The sequence below is a fragment of the Prosthecobacter sp. genome, assembly GCF_034366625.1.
GTDB lineage: Bacteria > Verrucomicrobiota > Verrucomicrobiia > Verrucomicrobiales > Verrucomicrobiaceae > Prosthecobacter.
This window is the reverse complement of record NZ_JAXMIH010000014.1, coordinates 196,829-213,917: the sequence shown is the minus strand read 5'-3', so window position 1 is coordinate 213,917 and position 17,089 is coordinate 196,829. Positions and strand designations below refer to the sequence as shown.

Below are 17,089 nucleotides of genomic sequence, written 5' to 3'. Positions count from 1 at the left end.
GCGGATGGTGACGGACGGAGCGCAAAGCTCCGTTCACCTGCTCATGCCCCGCCCAGGGATGATTCCGGCAAAAAAGCTGAAAATAATCTCAACGCCTCACTTCACGCTGACACCAAGACCGGCAGGCGCGTCCTTCGGGTCGCCGCCGATGAAGTTGGGACCGGCCTGGGTGAATTCGCCGTAAATGTCCCTCTCGCCAGCGCTTCGCGCCTCATTGCCAGCCACGATGCAGTGGTCCAGGGTGACCGGGTTGCCCCGGCAGCGGAGCGCTCCGCCCACAAGCACGGAAGGTGTGGCCAAACGTTCCTGTGCGGTGGCGGGATCGCGCTTGGAGGCGGGATCCCAGATGTTGCCGGTCACGGTGCAACGCGTCAGACGCGCCTGAGCCTGCGATGATTGCAAGGCGATGTTGATGGCACTGCCACCGTTGCCGTGACAGACATTGCCGGTGAAGAGGCAGTCCTCGATGTCCACCTGCTGCGCACCGGTGCATTTGATGTTGAGCGCGCCGCCCATCATGTTGCTGAAGTTGCCCTGAAACACGCAGCGCCGCAGCGTGAGCCCGCCTTCGCTGAGGATGGCCCCTCCAAGACCGCCGCCGCCATGCTTCAAGAAGCGGCAGTCCGTGGCCGTCAGTTCGCCGTTGTTCTCGATCGCACCCACGCTGCCGTGCAGATGGGCGGATTCTGCCTCGCCGCTGAGCGTGAGACCGCGCAAGCTGACTTTCGCGCCTGAGTCGATGAACATCGCGCGATTGATGTCAGGACCGTTGTGAATCTCCACATCAGGACCGCTGATCTCAATGCGCCGGGAGAGGTGGATGCCGCCGAGCGCGCTGGACAGCGTGATTTTGCCTGCGCGGGAAAAGACGATGCGCCCGCCTTCCGGCGCATCACGCACGGCTTCGCGCAAGGACAGGCCCGTGCCCGTGATGCCAGGGGGATCCAGTTCATCCTCCAGTGTGGTCACCACGACACGCCCCGACATCCAGAGCGTGAGGCCGGCCACGAGCGCCACGCAGGCGGCGACCGCCGCCGTGATCCACGCCGCCCGGCGGAGGCGCGTTCGTTTCGCCACGGCCTCAGGCTGTGAGGAGGCGGGCCGTGTTTGCAACCAGCGCTCCAGGGCAGCGGCCAGCTCCTCCGCGGTGGCGTAGCGGGCGGACGGAGACTTCTCCAGGCACTTCATCATGATCGCCGCGAGATCATGGTGCGGCGTGCGCGGCGCGGGCGGCGATTTCTCAGCCACCTGCTTTAGCAGCTCGATCAAGTCTTCCGACTGAAACATGTGCCGGCCTTCCACCAGCTCATAAAGGATCGCGCCGAGACTGTAGATGTCCGTGGCGGGTGTGAGTTCGCGGCCGCCACCGCGCGCCTGCTCCGGGCTCATGTAGTGCGGCGTGCCCATCGCCATCCCGGTCATCGTCAAACCCGACTCCAGGCCGATTTTTCGCGCCAGGCCGAAGTCGGTGATGTGCGGCTCACCGGCGGCATCGAGCAGGATGTTCCCCGGCTTCAAATCGCGATGCAGGATGCCCTTGGCGTGCGCGTGATGCACCGCGCGCGCAACTTTGACCATGAGTGCCACGGCTTTGAGGGGATCTGTCTGGTACTCTGCCGCGCGAAACTGCAGCGTGCCACCCTCGACGAGCTTCATGCTGAAATACGGCTGCCCCTCATGCTCACCGACCTCATAGATGGGCACGATGTTCGGGTGATCCAACGAGGCGGCGGCCGTGGCCTCCGCACGCAGCCGCCGGGTGTCCGCCTCCGTGGTCAGCAGCGGGCGGTCCCGCAGCATCTTCAGCGCCACCACACGGTCCAGAGACACCTGCCGGGCCCGAAACACCACGCCGGAAGAACCGTGGGCGATCTCGTCCAGCAGCACATAGTCGCCGAAGTAACCGACCTTGTCCCCCGTGCCGGGTATCGCGACGGATTCTGCCAGAGTCGGGTCCGGCTCCAGAAAATCGTCCGGCGCAGCCTCCGTCTCCAGCATCGCCTCAATGCGCCGCAGTAGCTCCGCGTCGTCACCGCATGCCTCCTTGATGAAGCGGGAACGCTCCCCGGAGTCCGCGATCTCGCGTGCCGCGAGGAAGATGTCCTTCTGTCGTGAAATGGGGGAAGAGGGAGAGGACATGGCTGGCAGGTCGAAAGTCGAAAAAATGGCATCGTCAGCAAGACATGCCCCGTCACGGGTCCAAAACGGCAAAAAATTCAGGTCAGCTCGGTTCGTAGCCAGGCGCGCACGAAGGTCCACTGCCGGTGCAGCTCCCGCTCTTCGACTCCGGTCATCTCCGCGATCTCATGCCACTTCAGCCCCACGAAATGGCGCAACCCCACGACCTCGGCGAGGAACGGGTCCTCTTTCGCCAGCCGCTCCAGCGCCTCATCCAGCGCCAGCAGCTCCTCCTCGGGCGCAGGCGCGGCGATCTCCACATCCTCCAGGACCACATGCTCATGATTCCCGCCGCGCTTGAGGCGGTGTTTGTCACGCGCGCGATTGATCAGGATGCGCCGCATGGCCTGCGCCGCCGCGCCGAAGAAGTGACGGCGGTTTTCCCAGCGCGGTGCGGCGTCTTTGGACACGCGCATCCACGCCTCATGCACCAGCGCCGTCGCCGTCAGCGTCTGCTGGGCATTGGCCGCCACCATCCCGCGGGCCAGCTTGCGCAGATCATCATAGACCTGCGGCAGCAGTTCCGAGGAGCCGGCATCGGCTTTGGCAGGCGGGAGAGTCTCGTCCACGCAAACAGGGTGGCCGTGTCACAACCGCCTGTCAATTCACGGGGCAATCTCAAGGCTTCGCCGGAATCGTCGTCGCATCCTTCGGCGGATTGCGGCCGATGAAGGGATGCTGCTCCAGATCAAAGACCTGGCCGCTGATGGGACCGCATTCGTCGGCGAGGAGCCACGCGGCGCAGGCGGCGATCTCCTCCGGCCAGAGGATGCGGCCGGCGGGGGCATAGACCTTGGGCAGATCGGCATACCAGTCGTCCTTGAGGCCATGCTCGCGTTTGCGCTTGGCCTCATTCTCGGTGAGCACCCAGCCGGGGTTGATTTGATTCACGCGCACGCTGTCCTCACGCATGAGCGTGTCACCCAGATTGCGCGTCAGGGTCATGAGCGCCCCTTTGGAGACGCTGTAGGGCATCAGATTCGGCTCGCCGCTCCAGGCGTTGACGCTGCCGATGTTGATGACGCTGCCGTGCGACTCGCGGAGATGCGGCAAGGCGGCTCGGATGAGGAGATAAGGCACCACGCAGTTGATTTCGAGCATGCGGCGGAACCACTTGCCATCGGTGTCGTGAATGTTGCCGAGACCGACTTGCGCGGCGTTGTTAACGACGGCGTCGAGTTTGCCGAAGGCCGCCACGGCCTTTTCGACGAGCAACTGAGGCGCGTCCTCGTCGGCGAGGTCTTTGATGACAAGCGTGGCGTTCTCTGCACCGAGTTCGGCCAGGGTTTGATCGCCGAGGTCTTGTTCCAATCCATGAATCACGACTTTGGCTCCTTCCGCGACGCAACGCTTCGCGATGGCTTTGCCAATGCCGGTGCAGCTTCCTGTGACGATGATGACTTTGTTTTCGAGGCGCATGATCCGAGCATAACGAGGCCTGCCGGTTTTTCACCACGACAAAGTCTGTGCGAAATACGTCCTCCTCAGCAATTTGTGCCTGCAGCCCGCATCCGGAGCAAGGCAAAGGCCTCGAAAACTGGATCGAGCGCGCCGTGCGAACCGTGGCGGAGCAGTAACGAATAGGCATTGGTGGAACAGGGGTTGGCTAAGACAGAGATGCCGCAGTTCCACGCGCGATGCATCGTCATGATGCAGGCTTGGCAGGGTTTTGAAAAGAGTTACTGTGCTGCATGAATCCCGACATAGAACGTGCTCGTGGTGCCAGCGGCTTTACGCTGATGGAACTGCTCGTTGTCATTGGCATCATCGTTCTTCTCGCGGCGCTTGTTGTCAGCAGTGGGAGTCCAGGATCTTCCAAACGTCACGTGACTCAAGGCACCAAGCAGAGCATCGAGTCCGCCTTGGAGCGCTATCGCGAGGAATATGGTGAGTATCCGGAACCAGTGAATCCTGATGAGACCGCCGAGATCATGCCGGGCAAAGTGTATCGTATTGGCGCAGCCAAATGCCTTTATCAAGCGCTCCGGGGCGATGGTTACGACGCTGTCAAAGGAGCTGGAAGCGCCGAGAAGGGAGAACCTCAATCTGATGGCAGGGTCAGTGCGGAGGAAATCAAGAATGCCATCTTGCGGGACATGCCAGAAGGCATGTGGCGAAAGGTGGGGAACAATTACTTCCTCGTGGACGCTTTCGGCAGGCCGTTTCAATACGTCAAGGCCGACGCCGAGAAGAAGACCAACATCAACGCCACCTACGACGTCTGGTCGTTCGCCGAGGATGACAAAAACATCATGTCCACATCCAAAGACACCGAGAACGACGCCAAACTCGGTGCCAAATGGATCAAGAACTGGTGAACATGCGAAGGCTTACTTCGCCATGCCCTTGATGCTGAAATCGTCGTATTCCACATCCACAGCGTTCGTGGTGAGGCTGATGAGCGACTTCGTGTCATGCGCGATGCCGGCGGATTGGAAGCTGCCCGCGTCTTTGCCGTCGATGCTCACACGGATCGCGTCACCCTCGGTCTGCACGACAAGAGTGTGCCATTCGCCGAGGCTGACCTTTGTCGGGACGCGCTTCGCTTTGCTGGCGAGCATCTTCTTTTCGTCCTCGGTGAGCTGGTTGGCCTTTTTGCGCTCGTAGAGGCCGCCGGTGAGGTCGAAGCCGCCGGTCTTGGCATCGGCGAGGTTCACACTCGTCGGAGAAATCGTGGCCTGGCAAATGTGGCCGGCGTGGGAGCCTTTGTAGTTCTTGTCGTCGAACCACACGTTGAAGCTCTTGGCCTTGTCGCTGACGAAACGGAACTTCACGGAGACCTGGAGATCGCGCTCGCCCTCGATGCGGATGTTATCGACGGCGGAATGATCGGAGGTCGGCGCGGTGATGCCGACAAGCACGCCCCCCTTGACGATGCTGGAGCTTTTGTAATGGCCCCAGGCCTTGCCGAAGCCTTCGGCGTTGAAGTCGTCCGAGAAAAGGACGCGTGGGTAGTCGGCGGCGAAGGCGGCTGTGGAGAGAAGGAGGAGAGAGACAGTGATTTTCATGGAGCCCAGAGAACGGTCAAGTGGGTATCAAATTGCGGCAAGAGCTTGTTATTATCCGTGGATTTGCTCCTGATTAAAGCCCCATGCAAACGGTCCTCGATCTTCCCTTTAATCAGTTCATCGGTCTCCAGACCGCCGCGGACCCTCATCTGCTCGCGCTCCCGCCTGGCGGCCAGTATTTAAACCACCTCGGCACCGTTCATGCGAGCGCCCTGCTCGCACTCGCGGAAGCCAGTAGCGGCGAATTCCTGCTCCGCCACCTCACTGGGGTGGAGGGCATCATTCCCGTCGTGCGGCGTCTGGAGTCGAAGTTTCGCAAGCCAGCCAGGGGCCGCGTGACTTCTTCCGTGACGATGAAGCTTGGGCAAATCGAAGCGCTGAAACATGACCTGGGTGCCAAAGGACGCGCCCTGATCGAGGTCGTGGTCGAATTGTATGACGAATCCGGCCAGCATGTGCTCTCTGCCACGGTGGAGTGGTTCATCACGAGGGCGGCATGATTAAGCGCTCTTCCATCGCCACCTTGCTCATGCCGTTCATCACGGCATGGTGGTCGGCCCGCTGCGGTGCCGCCGCCAGTTCAACTTACTGATTCATGCCCAAACCACTCATCGCCGTCACCATGGGCGACCCCGCCGGGGTCGGACCTGAAGTCTGCCTGCAGCTCCTCGCCAACGAAGAGGTCTGCGCCATCGCCACGCCCGTCATCTTTGGCGATGCCAGGCTCCTCGCCCGTTGCGCACGTCAGACGAATCTTCCCGCTCCCAAACGCATCATTTCCGAGATCGAATGGGCGGAGAAATGCGACTCCATCGACGGCCCTGCGGTGCTCGACCTCTTTGGTTTTGATGCCGAGGACTTCATGCCCGGAATCGTGAGCGCCAAAACCGGCGCGGCAGGGTATCGCTACGTCGAGAAGAGCATCCAGGCCGCCTTGGCGAAGCAAGTCGCCGCTGTGGCCACCGCGCCACTCAACAAAGAGGCGCTCCACGCCGCAGGCATCAAGCATCCTGGCCATACCGAGATGTTTGCCGAGAAAATGGCCGCCGAACGCTCCTGCATGACGTTTTTCTCAGCGGAGATGATTTGCAGCCTCGTCACCGTCCACATCGGCTATCAGGACGTGGTGCCCGCGCTGACGACCGCGCGCATTTTGGACGTCATCGAACTCACCGTGGATTCTGTTCAGCGTGCGCTTGGCAAAAAGCCGAGGATCGCCGTTCTCGGCCTCAATCCTCACGCAGGTGAGCACGGTCTCTTCGGCCGTGGCGAGGAGGAAAACATCATCGCTCCTGCCATCGAAGCCGCGCGCGCCAAAGGCATCACCATCGAAGGCCCGCTGCCGCCCGACACGGCCTTCATCGCAGCCAAGCGCCGCAGTGTGGATGCTTATATCTGCATGTATCACGACCAGGCGCTCATCCCGCTCAAAGCCCTCGCTTTCGACACCGCCGTCAACACCACGCTTGGCCTTCCAGTGCCCCGCACCAGCGTCGATCACGGCACTGCCTGCGACATCGCCTGGCAGGGCAAAGCCAATGGCAGCAGTCTCGTGGAAGCGGTGAAGCTCGCCGCGAAGATGGCTGCGTGAAGACTCGGCTCACACCGGTCGCAGCACGCTCTTCACCACCTCGCCCTTGTGCATTTTTTCAAAGGCCTCGTGCCACTCGGTCACGGGCCAGACGCCGCCGATGATGGGCTTCACATCAAACTGGCCGCTGCTGAGCAACGCGATGACGCGCTCCCAGATGGGCCAGTTGTGGCTGAAACTGCCTTGCAGGGTGATGTTCTTCTGTACGAGTGGATCCATGTTGAAACCGAGTGGCTGCGGACCCCAGCCGACTTTGCTGATCCAGCCGGCAGGGCGGACGATGTCGAGGGCGATCTTGAGCGTGACGCTGGCTCCGGCGGCGTCGATGACGCCATCGCAGCCGAGGCCGTCGCGTTCCATCGACCAGGGCTTCGCGTCGCCTATGATGACCTCGCAGCCGTAGTGTTTGCGGGCGAGTTCAAGACGATGCGCGTCCTGTTGAAGTCCGACGATGGCGACCTGCGCACCGCATTGCTTCGCCATCGCGGCGCAGAGGATGCCGATGGTGCCTGGGCCGAGCACAACGACACGATCGCCGGGTTCGATGCGGGCGTTTTTGACGACGGCATTGTAGGCGACACAGCAGGGCTCGGTGAGGCATGCCTGCTCGAAGGGAAGCTGATCCGGCACATGATGCAGGATGCGACTGGGGACGCGCACATACTTCGTCATCGCGCCGTTCACGCCGTAGCCGAAGCCTTTGCGGGTGTTGTCGAGGTTGTAGAGACCGCGACGGGTCATCGGATTGTCTTTGGAAATGATCGCCGCTGTTTCGGAGACAACGCGGTCGCCTTCCTTCCATCCTTCCACGTCCTTGCCGACCTCAATGATGTGCCCACCGAACTCATGCCCGAGCACGACGGGGTAATTCACCGGCCAGGAGTGATCGGCCGTCCACTGATGCAGATCCGAGCCGCAGACGCCGACATTGGCGACTTCAAGGAGCACATCCTCGGCTCCGATGGTGGGCTTTTCGATCTCACGGATTTCGACGGAGCCCTTTTCAGGCGCGAAGTTGACGACGGCGGCGGATTTCATGGTTGGGAGAAGGTAAAATTAGAAAGCGGGAATGTCCTGGGCATGCACGGCCTCGCAAATCATGCGCAGGGAGGCTTCTAGATTGCCATCCGCCGTTTTGAAGGCGTCGGCGTCGATGGTGAGCGGCGCGCCGAGCACGACGAGAGGTGCGCCATACTTCGGACACTGAATCGCCTGCTCCAAGCTGAGGCCGCCGACGGCTTGCACCGGAATTTTCACGGCATTGACGACTTCGCGGAGCTGGTCGAGCGGGCTGGGCATGCGTTTGCCAGCAGCGGCGATGCCACGACGCTCGTCATAGCCGATGTGGTGGATGACGTAGTCGCAGCCGAGGTCTTCGAGAAACTTTGCGCCGTCGATCATGCTTTCGCAGATCATGTTGTCGCCCATGACCTTGCAGCCGAAATCTTTGCCGGCTTTGACGACACATTTGATCGTCTCGGCGTGCGCACGGGCCATCACGACGACATGGGTGGCACCAGCCTTGGCCATCATCTCGGCTTCGAGATAGCCGCCATCCATCGTTTTGAGGTCGGCGACGATCGGGGTGTTGGGGAAGGCTTTTCTCAAAGCGCGCACACCATGCAGACCTTCGGCGAGGATGAGCGGGGTGCCTGCTTCCAGCCAGTCCACTCCGGCGCGCATGGCGAGAGCGGCGGTTTCGAGCGCTTCGTCGATGTTGGTGAGGTCGAGGGAGATTTGGACGATGGGTTTCATGGTTGGCTGCGAGGTTGCAGATTAACGCAGAACCATGCACCATCGTCACGACAAAGATGATGCGAAATGCGACACCTCTCAAACCCCGTGAGCGTCCCAAGCGCCCGGCGGCGGAAATCGCCCGCTGGCGCAGGGACCGCAACGCGTGGATGGCCGCGCTGGAACCGACGCTGCTGTTTCAGCGGCTGTTTGATCACATCCCGGGTGTGTATTTCTTCGCCAAGAACAAGACGGGGCATCTCATGTTTGCCAGCCAGGGGCTGCTGCAACGCTATCAAATGCGCGACGACTCGGAGTTCATCGGCCGCACGGACTTCGACATCAATCCCGACACGATGGCGCAGGCCTATGTGGATGACGACAAGCGCCTCCTGGCGGGCAAGGCGGAGGTGATTGAGCGCATTGAGCTGTGGTGGGACTCGCAGGGCATCCCGGACTGGTTTTTGGTGACGAAGCTGCCGCTCTTTGACAAACGGCGCCGCGTGCAAGGCGTGATGGGCACGCTGCGCAGGCCAGACGAGGCGGAACGACTGCTGCCGGTGTTTCAAACCGTGGCGCAAGCCGTCGAAATCATCCGTCGTGACTTCTCGAAGCCGCTGTTGATCGAAGACGTGGCCAAATCCTGCGGACAATCGTTGCGACAGCTTCAGCGCCGGTTTCAGAGCGCGTTTGGCATCACCCCGCAGGAGTTTTTGCTCAAGACACGGGTGCTGGCGGCGGTGCGGCTGCTGGAGGAGACAAGCCTGACCGCAAGCGAGATCGCGCAGCAGTGCGGCTTTGTGGATGCGAGCAGTTTCACTCAGCATTTCCGCAAGCGCATGGGCGAATCGCCTGCGGCGTATCGGCGGATGCGGAGGTGAGTGCTATTGGAGCTCATCACACAGCGCGAGCGCCTTCAGTGCCTGGCACGTCGCGATGTAGGTGATGTAGTGGTAGTTTCCGCGATAGAGCGAGTGCATCCACCAGCGGCCGCTCACGCGCTGCTCTTTTTTGAGCCAAGCGATGCCACGCTGGATGCGTTCATCCTTCACCGGCACATCGTTTTGGCGCATCAGCACGATGGCGATGGCTGTCATGTAGGCATCGCTCTCCGGTTTCGCGGCATCTGGCAGGCTGGTGATGAGCTTGGAGACTGTGTCACTGATCTCGAAGTGCCAGTCGTTCAGCGCGGAGAAGTCCCGCGTGCTCCAGCCGCCGTCGGCGTGCTGCCTGGAGGAAAGCAACGCGAGCGCGGATTCGCGTTCTTCGGATGAAACGAGCTCCGGGAAATAAACGGCCAGTTGGAGCTGCAAAACGCGGTCGAAGTCGTTTTTGAGTTCGGGCTGTTTCAGCCACGCCTTGAGCTTGCCGACCTTGGCGATGATTTTTTCGTCCTTGAGACCGGAGAGCCAGCCTGGAGCCGCCGTGATGGCGCGGGCGGCTTGCAGGGAAAGCTCGAAGTCGGTTGTGATGTGCGGGATCTCCACCTCGCCGTGGCTCACGAAGGCTCCGCTGGCAGACTGGCGCTCAAACATGTCCCGCAGCGACTTTTCCGTGTGCTCCGAAGTTTTGCGCGTGACGTGCTTGTCCCACTCCGCGAGGCCCAACGAGCGCCACACGCTGGTGAAGGCGGCTGGATAGTGCCTGTGGCCGCTTTTGGTCGCCGTCTCCTTCACCTCCTTGATCTCCTTCGGCACGAACTCGACGAAGTCGGCCAAGATCTCCTCGTTCGCCTTGCCGAGCAGCGGGATCAACGCTGGCCGCTCCGTGAGGTAGGGGCCGGTGGTGTGGCAGTTCACGCAGGATTTCTCCCGCACCCACGAGATCGCGCCCTCCTCCAGATACTTCACAGCAGCCTTGACCGACTCCGGGCCAAATTGTGTCACGCGCGGCTCGTCCGCCGTGGGGATGCTGATCTGGATGCCCTCGGTCTGGTATTGAAACTCCGGCTTGGGTTTGGGCTTCGGTGTCTCAGCGGCGGAAACAAAGGACGCGGCAAGGAGAATGAACAGGGCGAGTTTCATGCGCGGGTGAGTACGCTGCCGCCATCGCCAATAATTCGAGCCAGCGAGAACGAATCATCCTCGTAAAGCCAGCGGTGCATCGCCGCACCGATGCGCGGCCATTCGTGATCAAGCATGGCAAACCAGGCGGTGTCGCGGTTTTCACCCTTGATGATCATGTGCTGGCGGAAGATGCCCTCGAACATGAAACCGAGGCGAAGCGCGGCGCGGCGGCTGCGTTCGTTGCGGGCATCGCACTTCCATTCCATGCGGCGGTAGCGCAGTTTTTCGAAACAGTGACGCAGCAGCAGAAAGCAGGCCTCGGTGTTGGCCTTGGTGCGTTGCGCGGCCGGCGCATACCAGATGTTGCCGAGTTCGGCCACTCCGTGCTCGGCGCGGATGCTCATCAACGAGATGCTGCCGAGGATGCGTTGCGTGGAGGTGTCGCACACAGTGAAGGCGATCACGTTTGGCGTGGCCTGCCATTCACGGAGGAAGGCGGCGTGCTCGTGAACATCCGCAAACGGGCCGCGTGGCATGTGGCACCATAGCTGGCGGGTGGCGTTATCGGCGTGCGAGATGGCGAAGAGTTCCTCCACGTCCTGCACGACATCGAGTGGAGTGAGTGTGATGAACCGGCCAGCAAATATCTCAGGTGCTGGCTGCGCACAGCCGGTGAGAGGTTCTGTGGAATCGTTGCCCATGTCAGTCTCGCGGTTGCACTTGAACGTCCGTCTTGATCGAATTCGCGATGAAGCACTGCTCGTGGGCGAGATGATGCAGATGGGCGATTTCATCCGCCGTCGGAATCTTCGCACCTCCCCAGATGATATGTGGTCGCAGGGTGATCTGGCTGATCCACAGAAGCCCTCGCTCATTCTTCGTCATCACGCCCTCGGCGTTGTCGTCGTAGCTTTCAGCGAGAAAACCGGCGTTGATGGCCACATGCAGGAACCAGAGCATGTGACAGCTTGCGACTGAGGCGACGAAAGCTTCCTCGGGATCGACACTGGCAGCATTCGACCATGGTGCAGGCACGATGTGCGGGGAAGGGGAGGCGGAGACGACAGCACCGCCGTCGAAGTGCCAGGCATGCTCACGCGAATACTGGCGCTTCAGAAAGTCGGGCCCGTGGTTTTGCCAATGGATGGCTGCGGTGTGTTTCGACATGGGGTGCTCAAGGTTGAGCGAGCCAGCGGGTGGCGTTTTCCATCACGCGCAGGGGCTCAGCTTGTTTGAAGACGGGATACGTTTCGTGACCAGGACGAAAATAGAACACCCGGCCTTTGCCGACACGCCACATGCTGCCGCTGCGGAAGTGTTCTCCTTTGTCCCAGCGCTCTTCGAGCACGACTTCATCCGGCTTGGGCACATGGAAAGGCTCGGAATACATCTCGGTCTGCGGAATGTCCCATTTGGCTGGCAATCCTTGCGCGATGGGATGCGAGGGCAGCAGCGTGGTGACATGACTCGGCGCGGCATCGGCTCGCCATGATGGAAACACGCACACAGGTGGAATGAGGCGGTAGCCACCTTCGATCTTCTCCAGCGCGGGCGTGAGCGGCGAATCGGCCTTCGCCATGTAACGTTTTAGCGGAGCCGTGAGGTCAAGTTTGGCCGTCGCACGCTCGGCTTCGGGGACGAGAGCGGGTGCATCCAGCTTCGCGCGCTCATGCATGAGCCGCATGAACGGCTGCGCAAAATGTGCGGAATGCAGCGCGATCAGGGCAAGCTTGCCGTCCATCACTCGTTGGACAACGCGTTCCGTGGCGGCAAGCGACACACGGCCATGCTGCTTGTGTCCCCACCAGATGATGACATCCGTGGCGTCCAGTGTCGCGGCATCGAGTCCCTGATCGGGTGTTTCGAGGTTCACGTTCTTCACGGTGAACCCAGGCTGCTTCGCCAGATGAGCGGCGATGGTCTCGCCGAGAAACAGATCGCCATACGCTTGCTTCTGCTCCGGCTGCTGCTCATCCCAGACCAGCACACGAACCGGGCCTGGATCGGCAGCTATCACGTTCGAATGAAAAAGCCCGAGCAGGAGGAGAACGCCGAGGAAGTGGAGTGTGTTGGGGGTGTTCATGGTGATGAAATCGTTTCAGGGCCGGTCTGCGTCAAAGCAACTTCTCAAAGCCCGCGAACGCGCCTTTGCGCATCATGGCGGTGCCAGTGGGCTGATAGCCGAGGCGAGGATACAGGGCCATGGCGGCGGGGTTTTGCAGGAAGGTGTCGAGGCGGATGCTGAGGCAGCCTTGCTCAAGGGCCACGGTTTCGGCGTGCTGCATCAGCAGCTTGGAAAAGCCGCGCCCTTGCTGGGATGGATGGACCATGAGGCGATGCACGGCTGCGGCAGGTTCGCTCCCAGCGCTCCACGTCATGCTCTGCCACAGCGGGTCCATGTTGTGGTCGATGGTGATGCTGGCAATGATTGTGTCGCCATCGCACAGGACATGCAGCGTGCCTGCCTCGATGTCGCGGGCGATGGTTTCTGCATTGGGATACACTTCGTCCCATTGCTCGATGCCTGCGGCGCGCATTCCGGCCACGCAGTCGCGCACGAGTTGCAGCAGTGCTGCTGCGTCGGCGGCAGTGGCTTTGCGGACGGCTGTCTTCATGGTGCGAGCCGTTTTGTCATGCGCACTGCGGGCAGCGTCAAGCCACCGCTCATCGGGATTTCGTAACGCTCGGCCTCACTGTAGCCACACACGAGATAAAGCGGCTCGCCGGCGAGTGTGGCGACGAGTTCGGCCTGTGGGAAGCCTGCGGCGATGATGGCGGACTCACAGGCGGTGAGAATGGCTTTGCCAATGCCGCGTCGTGCCCAGTCGGGATGAATGAAGAAAGCGCGAATGCGCGCTGGATCGGTCGCGGGATCAAGCATGGCATCTTCCGCAGCGCGGGCGGTGTCAGCACCAAAGAGCGACTTGCGCCGGCTCCAGCCGCCGCAGCCGATGATCACGCCTGCATCCTCCACGACGAAGTAGGTGCCATCGCTGATCAACTGACGATCCACGCCGAAGACCGGCCCCATGGCCGCCGCCATCTGCGCGGCGGAGTAATACGGAGCCTGGAGCACGCGCACGGAGAGAGGAATGAGTTCCTCCAGCGCGGGAACGTCATCCAAGGTGGCGAGGCGTGGTGTCCAGCTCATACATCATTCCTTTCTTCGCAGCACCATCCAGTCATCCGGCCTGCTCACTGGGTCAACGACGGGCAGAAAGCCCAGCGGCGCATAAACCGTGTGCGCATCACGGGTGGCGAGTGTCCAGGTTCGGACGGTTGCAAACTCGGGATGTTCCAGAAAATGCCGAACCATCGCCCGCCCGATGCCGCCGCCGTGATGCGCCCCATCGACAATGACATCGCACAGGTAGGCGAAGCGTGTGTTGTCGGAAACGAGGCGTGCGTAGCCGATTTGAATGCCAGCCGCATCAAACGCACCGATCACCAGCGCCGAATGTCGCGCGGCACGCTCCACCGTTTCGCGTGCGATGCCGGGCGTCCAATACGTGGCGGCCAGCCAGGCATGGACGCGCTCGAAGTCCATGGCCTCGATTCCTTCGCGAATGATGAAGTCGGGCGTGCTCATGAGCCTGCGGCATGGTGCCGCTACTTCTTCACCTCCGGTGGTGCTTGGAGCGGCGAGGTGTCGATGGTGGACTCGATGCCGCGCAGGATTTTGTCTGTGAACTGCTGTCCGCGCACCTTCACCTCGGGATGACTGACGGAGCCATGCCCACCGTCCGTGATCGGCACGAGCAACGAGGTGACACCGGCCTTTTGCAGCGCGGCATGAATCGCCTCCGCGTGCAGGAAGGCCACGCGTTGGTCCTTCGTGCCGTGGAAGGTGATGAACGGTGGGTCATCCTTGCTGACATGCGTCACCGGCGAGGCGGCTTTTGCCTCGGCTGTCTTTTCCTGCGCGTTTCCGCTCAGCAGTCCGCTTACCGCGTCGTCATTCCAGTTGGGTTTGCCGTCTTTGTCGAACATCAGCCCCTGCGTGAAGTCTTCCGGGCCGCACAGATTCACCACGCATTGCACGCGGCTGCTGAAGCTCGTGTTCGGACCGAGATCGCCTTCCAGCTCCTTCACATCGCCACTGGTGCCGAGCAGCGACGACAAATGGCCGCCCGCCGAGCTGCCCCACACAGCGATTTTGTCCGCGTCGAGGTTCAATTCTTTCGCGTGTGCGCGAATCCAGCGGATCGCCGCCTTGCAGTCATGCACCTGCGCCGGCCAGTGCGCTTCCTTGGTGAGACGGTAGCCGACGCCGACGGCGGCATAATCACCCGTGCGTGCGAATTGGATTCCAAGCGCCGCGTAACCGATGCGGTCGCCGTTCACCCAGCCGCCGCCGTGGATCATCGCGATGACAGGCAGCGGTTTGTCGCTGTTGCGCTTCTTCGGCAGATAGACGTCCACCATCTGCTTCGGGTTGGTGTTTCCGGCATACGGTTGATCGAGTTTGACCTCGACCTGGCTTTTCTCAGCGGTGCTGAGGACGATTTGTTTTGGCGCGGACAATTCCTGGGCCAGGACCGGCGATGCGGCGAGAAGGAGGAGTGGAAGGAAGAGTTTCATGACAGGTGAAGAACGTTACGAAGCAGACAACTTAGCGGCGTGTATAAATCAGCATCGACATGCCGAACACGGTTTCCTCGTATGAACGGCAGAATCCAAGTTTTTCCAGCACACGCTGAGAACGGCGATGATCGGGATGCACATCCGCGAACAGCGGCTCGTCAGCGAGATGCGTGTCGAACCATGCGAGCCACGCTCGACCGACCTCGACGGCATAACCCTGTGCCCAGCGCGATTTGGCGATGCGGAAACCGAGTTCAATGCGTTTTCCATCCGGCAGATGGTAGAGGCCCGCATCGCCGATGGCCTGGCTGCTTTCGCGATGGATGATGAGCTGCTTGCTGAAGCCGTGGCGGTCCTGATGCGCACGATAGGCCGCGATTCGGCGTCGCGTGTCGTCCAGCGTCGCATCCGGGCCGCTTGGGATGAAGCGCATCACCTCCGGGTCGGAAAGCCAGGTGAAGGCGTGCTCAGCATCGGCATCCTCGAAAAGCCGCAGGCGAGTGCGCTCGGTCTCGATGCAGTCATGGCGATGTCGTTCCCGATTCCATGCCACGGCCCTGGCTTCATGCTCTTTGATGAAGGCGTCCTTTCCATCCATGTAGGCTTCGAAGTCGTCGGGATGCTGGAGCGCCAGACTCTCCTTCAGGGAGCTGTAGGCTCGCGCCGCGACTGGATGAGCAATCATGTAATCGCGAAATGCCAGATGCCGCGTGGCACCTGTGCTTCCAGCCTGAAAGGCATGCACCTGATGAGTTCGGATGCCTGAAGCATCGTTCTTGTGGAAGTATCGGCGTCCAAGGATGCCAAACTCGCCCTTGGCCTCGTATTCGAGCCGCTCCATCGCAGCACGGCGTGCATCCAGCGCGTCGAGTTCATCGACTTCCATCAAAATGTCGATGATCGGTTTGGCCGAGATGCCAGGGATGGCGGTGCTCCCGATGTGATGAAGCGTCATAGCCATGCCGTGCAGGGTACGAATGATCTGATCTGCCTCGCTGGCATACCGCTGCTTCCACTCTGGGTTATGCGTGACAACTTGGTATCGCATCGGGGTGAAAGCAGGCGTCATGCGTTGCCTGTCTCCATGTGGAGACGCTTGGACAAATAGAGCTTCTGGTGCCCGTGAGAGTCCCAGTCTGGAATCTGGCCGACGATCTTAAAGCCATGCGCTTGATAGAAGCGGGGTGCTTGATACTCCATCGTATCCACATAGGCATGCTTGCAGCCACGCTTGATCGCCAGGCGCTCGGTCTCGGCCAGCAGTGCGGCACCGATGCCTTGTGAGCGCGATTCGGGACTGACCGCCATGATCGAGATGCGCAGCCACGACAACTGTGTCTCCGCAAACAGACCGCCCACGACGCGATCATCAGCCATGGCCAGCAACACGAGCGGCTTCGCTTCATGCTCCGGTTGCTGAAGCTTCTGCATGAAACCAGGGTTCACGGCCCAGTTGTGCCCGCGCAACCACTGGCGCACGAGATCGCAGCCTGGAGCCGATGAATCAGCGGCCTGATGCAGCGTGATGGAAGCGTGTTGGCTCATGGATGATGCGGAGGCGTGTCGTGCTCCAGCCGTTTGCCGAGGCTCACCACGTCATCGACGGCGAAGCCGATGGACTCATAGAAGGCGATCACGGCGGTGTTCGTGCTGCGCACCTGCAAATTGATCTTCGGACAGCCGACAGCGCGCAGCAATGCCTCCGCGTGGCTCATCAACTCACGCGCCAAGCCCTGCCGCTGATGATCGGGACGCACGGCGAGGTAGTTAATCCAGCCGCGATGGCCCTCATAACCTGCCATGCAGGTGCCGACGATCTCACCACCAAGTTCACCGACGAGAAACCACTCCGGGTTCACGCGGAGTTTGCGAGCGATGTCGCGCACGGGATTGTTCTGTGGCACGACGAGTCCGCAGGCATTCCACAGCGCGATGACCGTATCTTCATCCGAGGGTTGGAATGGGCGGATGTGCATCGTCTCCATGGC

At 61.3% G+C, this 17,089-nt stretch carries 21 protein-coding genes; 4 read left to right on the top strand and 17 right to left on the bottom strand.

The genetic code is table 11. The features are described 5' to 3' along the window. Window positions 1-96 precede the first annotated feature (96 nt). From U1A53_RS16675 to U1A53_RS16665, 3 genes are all read right to left on the bottom strand, one after another. Window positions 97-2,139 (bottom strand): protein kinase, encoded by a 2,043-nt coding sequence (locus U1A53_RS16675; protein ID WP_322282686.1) that lies wholly within the window; start codon window positions 2,137-2,139, stop codon window positions 97-99. Between the two features lie 77 nt (window positions 2,140-2,216). After that, window positions 2,217-2,747, bottom strand: coding sequence for an ECF-type sigma factor (locus tag U1A53_RS16670; protein ID WP_322282684.1), 531 nt, complete (start codon window positions 2,745-2,747; stop codon window positions 2,217-2,219). A 49-nt stretch (window positions 2,748-2,796) separates the two neighbouring features. Further along, window positions 2,797-3,597: an SDR family oxidoreductase gene (locus U1A53_RS16665; protein ID WP_322282682.1), complete on the bottom strand. Its 801-nt coding sequence runs from the start codon at window positions 3,595-3,597 to the stop codon at window positions 2,797-2,799. A 272-nt stretch (window positions 3,598-3,869) separates the two neighbouring features. Here U1A53_RS16665 and U1A53_RS16660 point away from each other — a divergent pair, with 272 nt between their 5' ends. After that, complete coding sequence (locus U1A53_RS16660; protein ID WP_322282680.1) at window positions 3,870-4,496, top strand: prepilin-type N-terminal cleavage/methylation domain-containing protein; 627 nt, start codon at window positions 3,870-3,872, stop codon at window positions 4,494-4,496. 12 nt (window positions 4,497-4,508) lie between these two features. On the opposite strand, the gene U1A53_RS16655 is transcribed toward U1A53_RS16660, so the two are convergent. Further along, window positions 4,509-5,186 carry a family 16 glycoside hydrolase gene (locus U1A53_RS16655; RefSeq protein WP_322282679.1) on the bottom strand — a complete coding sequence of 226 codons (678 nt, stop codon included), beginning with the start codon at window positions 5,184-5,186 and terminating at the stop codon, window positions 4,509-4,511. 83 nt (window positions 5,187-5,269) lie between these two features. On the opposite strand from U1A53_RS16655, the gene U1A53_RS16650 reads away from it, so the two are divergent. Next, complete coding sequence (locus U1A53_RS16650) at window positions 5,270-5,686, top strand: DUF4442 domain-containing protein (protein WP_322282678.1); 417 nt, start codon at window positions 5,270-5,272, stop codon at window positions 5,684-5,686. Window positions 5,687-5,781: 95 nt separating this feature from the next. Continuing rightward, entirely contained in the window at window positions 5,782-6,777 is a 996-nt protein-coding gene (gene pdxA, locus U1A53_RS16645; RefSeq protein ID WP_322282676.1) for a 4-hydroxythreonine-4-phosphate dehydrogenase PdxA, read from the top strand. Window positions 6,778-6,786: 9 nt separating this feature from the next. On the opposite strand, the gene U1A53_RS16640 is transcribed toward pdxA, so the two are convergent. Next, entirely contained in the window at window positions 6,787-7,815 is a 1,029-nt protein-coding gene (locus U1A53_RS16640) for a zinc-binding dehydrogenase (protein ID WP_322282674.1), read from the bottom strand. Window positions 7,816-7,833: 18 nt separating this feature from the next. Next, complete coding sequence (locus U1A53_RS16635; protein WP_322282672.1) at window positions 7,834-8,532, bottom strand: orotidine 5'-phosphate decarboxylase / HUMPS family protein; 699 nt, start codon at window positions 8,530-8,532, stop codon at window positions 7,834-7,836. A 56-nt stretch (window positions 8,533-8,588) separates the two neighbouring features. Between U1A53_RS16635 and U1A53_RS16630 the strand changes: the two genes are divergently transcribed. Then, window positions 8,589-9,392, top strand: a complete 804-nt coding sequence (locus U1A53_RS16630) for a helix-turn-helix domain-containing protein (RefSeq protein WP_322282671.1) — start codon at window positions 8,589-8,591, stop codon at window positions 9,390-9,392. Window positions 9,393-9,395: 3 nt separating this feature from the next. Here U1A53_RS16630 and U1A53_RS16625 read toward each other — a convergent pair whose 3' ends face one another. The 11 genes from U1A53_RS16625 to U1A53_RS16575 are packed head-to-tail and all read right to left on the bottom strand — an operon-like array spanning window position 9,396 to window position 17,077. Continuing rightward, complete coding sequence (locus U1A53_RS16625) at window positions 9,396-10,535, bottom strand: hypothetical protein (protein WP_322282669.1); 1,140 nt, start codon at window positions 10,533-10,535, stop codon at window positions 9,396-9,398. After that, complete coding sequence (locus U1A53_RS16620; RefSeq protein WP_322282668.1) at window positions 10,532-11,218, bottom strand: GNAT family protein; 687 nt, start codon at window positions 11,216-11,218, stop codon at window positions 10,532-10,534. The genes U1A53_RS16625 and U1A53_RS16620 overlap by 4 nt, the downstream gene beginning before the upstream one ends. Before the next feature lies 1 nt (window position 11,219). Next, complete coding sequence (locus tag U1A53_RS16615; protein ID WP_322282667.1) at window positions 11,220-11,684, bottom strand: OsmC family protein; 465 nt, start codon at window positions 11,682-11,684, stop codon at window positions 11,220-11,222. A 7-nt stretch (window positions 11,685-11,691) separates the two neighbouring features. After that, window positions 11,692-12,600 carry a ThuA domain-containing protein gene (locus U1A53_RS16610; protein ID WP_322282665.1) on the bottom strand — a complete coding sequence of 303 codons (909 nt, stop codon included), beginning with the start codon at window positions 12,598-12,600 and terminating at the stop codon, window positions 11,692-11,694. Between the two features lie 31 nt (window positions 12,601-12,631). Next, window positions 12,632-13,132, bottom strand: a complete 501-nt coding sequence (locus tag U1A53_RS16605) for a GNAT family N-acetyltransferase (protein WP_322282663.1) — start codon at window positions 13,130-13,132, stop codon at window positions 12,632-12,634. Beyond that, complete coding sequence (locus tag U1A53_RS16600; protein WP_322282662.1) at window positions 13,129-13,668, bottom strand: GNAT family N-acetyltransferase; 540 nt, start codon at window positions 13,666-13,668, stop codon at window positions 13,129-13,131. Before U1A53_RS16600 ends, U1A53_RS16605 begins: the two co-directional genes overlap by 4 nt. A 3-nt stretch (window positions 13,669-13,671) precedes the next feature. Further along, window positions 13,672-14,106, bottom strand: coding sequence for a GNAT family N-acetyltransferase (locus U1A53_RS16595; protein WP_322282660.1), 435 nt, complete (start codon window positions 14,104-14,106; stop codon window positions 13,672-13,674). Between the two features lie 20 nt (window positions 14,107-14,126). Beyond that, window positions 14,127-15,098, bottom strand: a complete 972-nt coding sequence (locus U1A53_RS16590; RefSeq protein WP_322282659.1) for an alpha/beta hydrolase — start codon at window positions 15,096-15,098, stop codon at window positions 14,127-14,129. 31 nt (window positions 15,099-15,129) lie between these two features. Further along, the gene (locus U1A53_RS16585) at window positions 15,130-16,149 is read right to left on the bottom strand and encodes a bifunctional GrpB family protein/GNAT family N-acetyltransferase (protein WP_322282658.1); all 1,020 of its coding nucleotides are present in this window, start codon (window positions 16,147-16,149) and stop codon (window positions 15,130-15,132) included. Window positions 16,150-16,166: 17 nt separating this feature from the next. Beyond that, the gene (locus tag U1A53_RS16580) at window positions 16,167-16,646 is read right to left on the bottom strand and encodes a GNAT family N-acetyltransferase (RefSeq protein ID WP_322282657.1); all 480 of its coding nucleotides are present in this window, start codon (window positions 16,644-16,646) and stop codon (window positions 16,167-16,169) included. Beyond that, window positions 16,643-17,077, bottom strand: a complete 435-nt coding sequence (locus U1A53_RS16575; protein ID WP_322282655.1) for a GNAT family acetyltransferase — start codon at window positions 17,075-17,077, stop codon at window positions 16,643-16,645. The genes U1A53_RS16580 and U1A53_RS16575 overlap by 4 nt, the downstream gene beginning before the upstream one ends. Window positions 17,078-17,089 lie beyond the last annotated feature (12 nt).

What these genes read in the sequence shown, in the direction of transcription:
- U1A53_RS16675 (WP_322282686.1), bottom strand. Translation starts at nt 2,139, where the DNA reads ATGTCCTCTCCCTCTTCCCCCATTTCACGACAGAAGGACATCTTCCTC.
- U1A53_RS16665 (WP_322282682.1), bottom strand. Translation starts at nt 3,597, where the DNA reads ATGCGCCTCGAAAACAAAGTCATCATCGTCACAGGAAGCTGCACCGGC.
- U1A53_RS16660 (WP_322282680.1), top strand. Translation starts at nt 3,870, where the DNA reads ATGAATCCCGACATAGAACGTGCTCGTGGTGCCAGCGGCTTTACGCTG.
- U1A53_RS16655 (WP_322282679.1), bottom strand. Translation starts at nt 5,186, where the DNA reads ATGAAAATCACTGTCTCTCTCCTCCTTCTCTCCACAGCCGCCTTCGCC.
- U1A53_RS16650 (WP_322282678.1), top strand. Translation starts at nt 5,270, where the DNA reads ATGCAAACGGTCCTCGATCTTCCCTTTAATCAGTTCATCGGTCTCCAG.
- pdxA (WP_322282676.1), top strand. Translation starts at nt 5,782, where the DNA reads ATGCCCAAACCACTCATCGCCGTCACCATGGGCGACCCCGCCGGGGTC.
- U1A53_RS16640 (WP_322282674.1), bottom strand. Translation starts at nt 7,815, where the DNA reads ATGAAATCCGCCGCCGTCGTCAACTTCGCGCCTGAAAAGGGCTCCGTC.
- U1A53_RS16635 (WP_322282672.1), bottom strand. Translation starts at nt 8,532, where the DNA reads ATGAAACCCATCGTCCAAATCTCCCTCGACCTCACCAACATCGACGAA.
- U1A53_RS16630 (WP_322282671.1), top strand. Translation starts at nt 8,589, where the DNA reads ATGATGCGAAATGCGACACCTCTCAAACCCCGTGAGCGTCCCAAGCGC.
- U1A53_RS16625 (WP_322282669.1), bottom strand. Translation starts at nt 10,535, where the DNA reads ATGAAACTCGCCCTGTTCATTCTCCTTGCCGCGTCCTTTGTTTCCGCC.
- U1A53_RS16620 (WP_322282668.1), bottom strand. Translation starts at nt 11,218, where the DNA reads ATGGGCAACGATTCCACAGAACCTCTCACCGGCTGTGCGCAGCCAGCA.
- U1A53_RS16615 (WP_322282667.1), bottom strand. Translation starts at nt 11,684, where the DNA reads ATGTCGAAACACACCGCAGCCATCCATTGGCAAAACCACGGGCCCGAC.
- U1A53_RS16610 (WP_322282665.1), bottom strand. Translation starts at nt 12,600, where the DNA reads ATGAACACCCCCAACACACTCCACTTCCTCGGCGTTCTCCTCCTGCTC.
- U1A53_RS16605 (WP_322282663.1), bottom strand. Translation starts at nt 13,132, where the DNA reads ATGAAGACAGCCGTCCGCAAAGCCACTGCCGCCGACGCAGCAGCACTG.
- U1A53_RS16600 (WP_322282662.1), bottom strand. Translation starts at nt 13,668, where the DNA reads ATGAGCTGGACACCACGCCTCGCCACCTTGGATGACGTTCCCGCGCTG.
- U1A53_RS16595 (WP_322282660.1), bottom strand. Translation starts at nt 14,106, where the DNA reads ATGAGCACGCCCGACTTCATCATTCGCGAAGGAATCGAGGCCATGGAC.
- U1A53_RS16590 (WP_322282659.1), bottom strand. Translation starts at nt 15,098, where the DNA reads ATGAAACTCTTCCTTCCACTCCTCCTTCTCGCCGCATCGCCGGTCCTG.
- U1A53_RS16585 (WP_322282658.1), bottom strand. Translation starts at nt 16,149, where the DNA reads ATGCGATACCAAGTTGTCACGCATAACCCAGAGTGGAAGCAGCGGTAT.
- U1A53_RS16580 (WP_322282657.1), bottom strand. Translation starts at nt 16,646, where the DNA reads ATGAGCCAACACGCTTCCATCACGCTGCATCAGGCCGCTGATTCATCG.
- U1A53_RS16575 (WP_322282655.1), bottom strand. Translation starts at nt 17,077, where the DNA reads ATGCACATCCGCCCATTCCAACCCTCGGATGAAGATACGGTCATCGCG.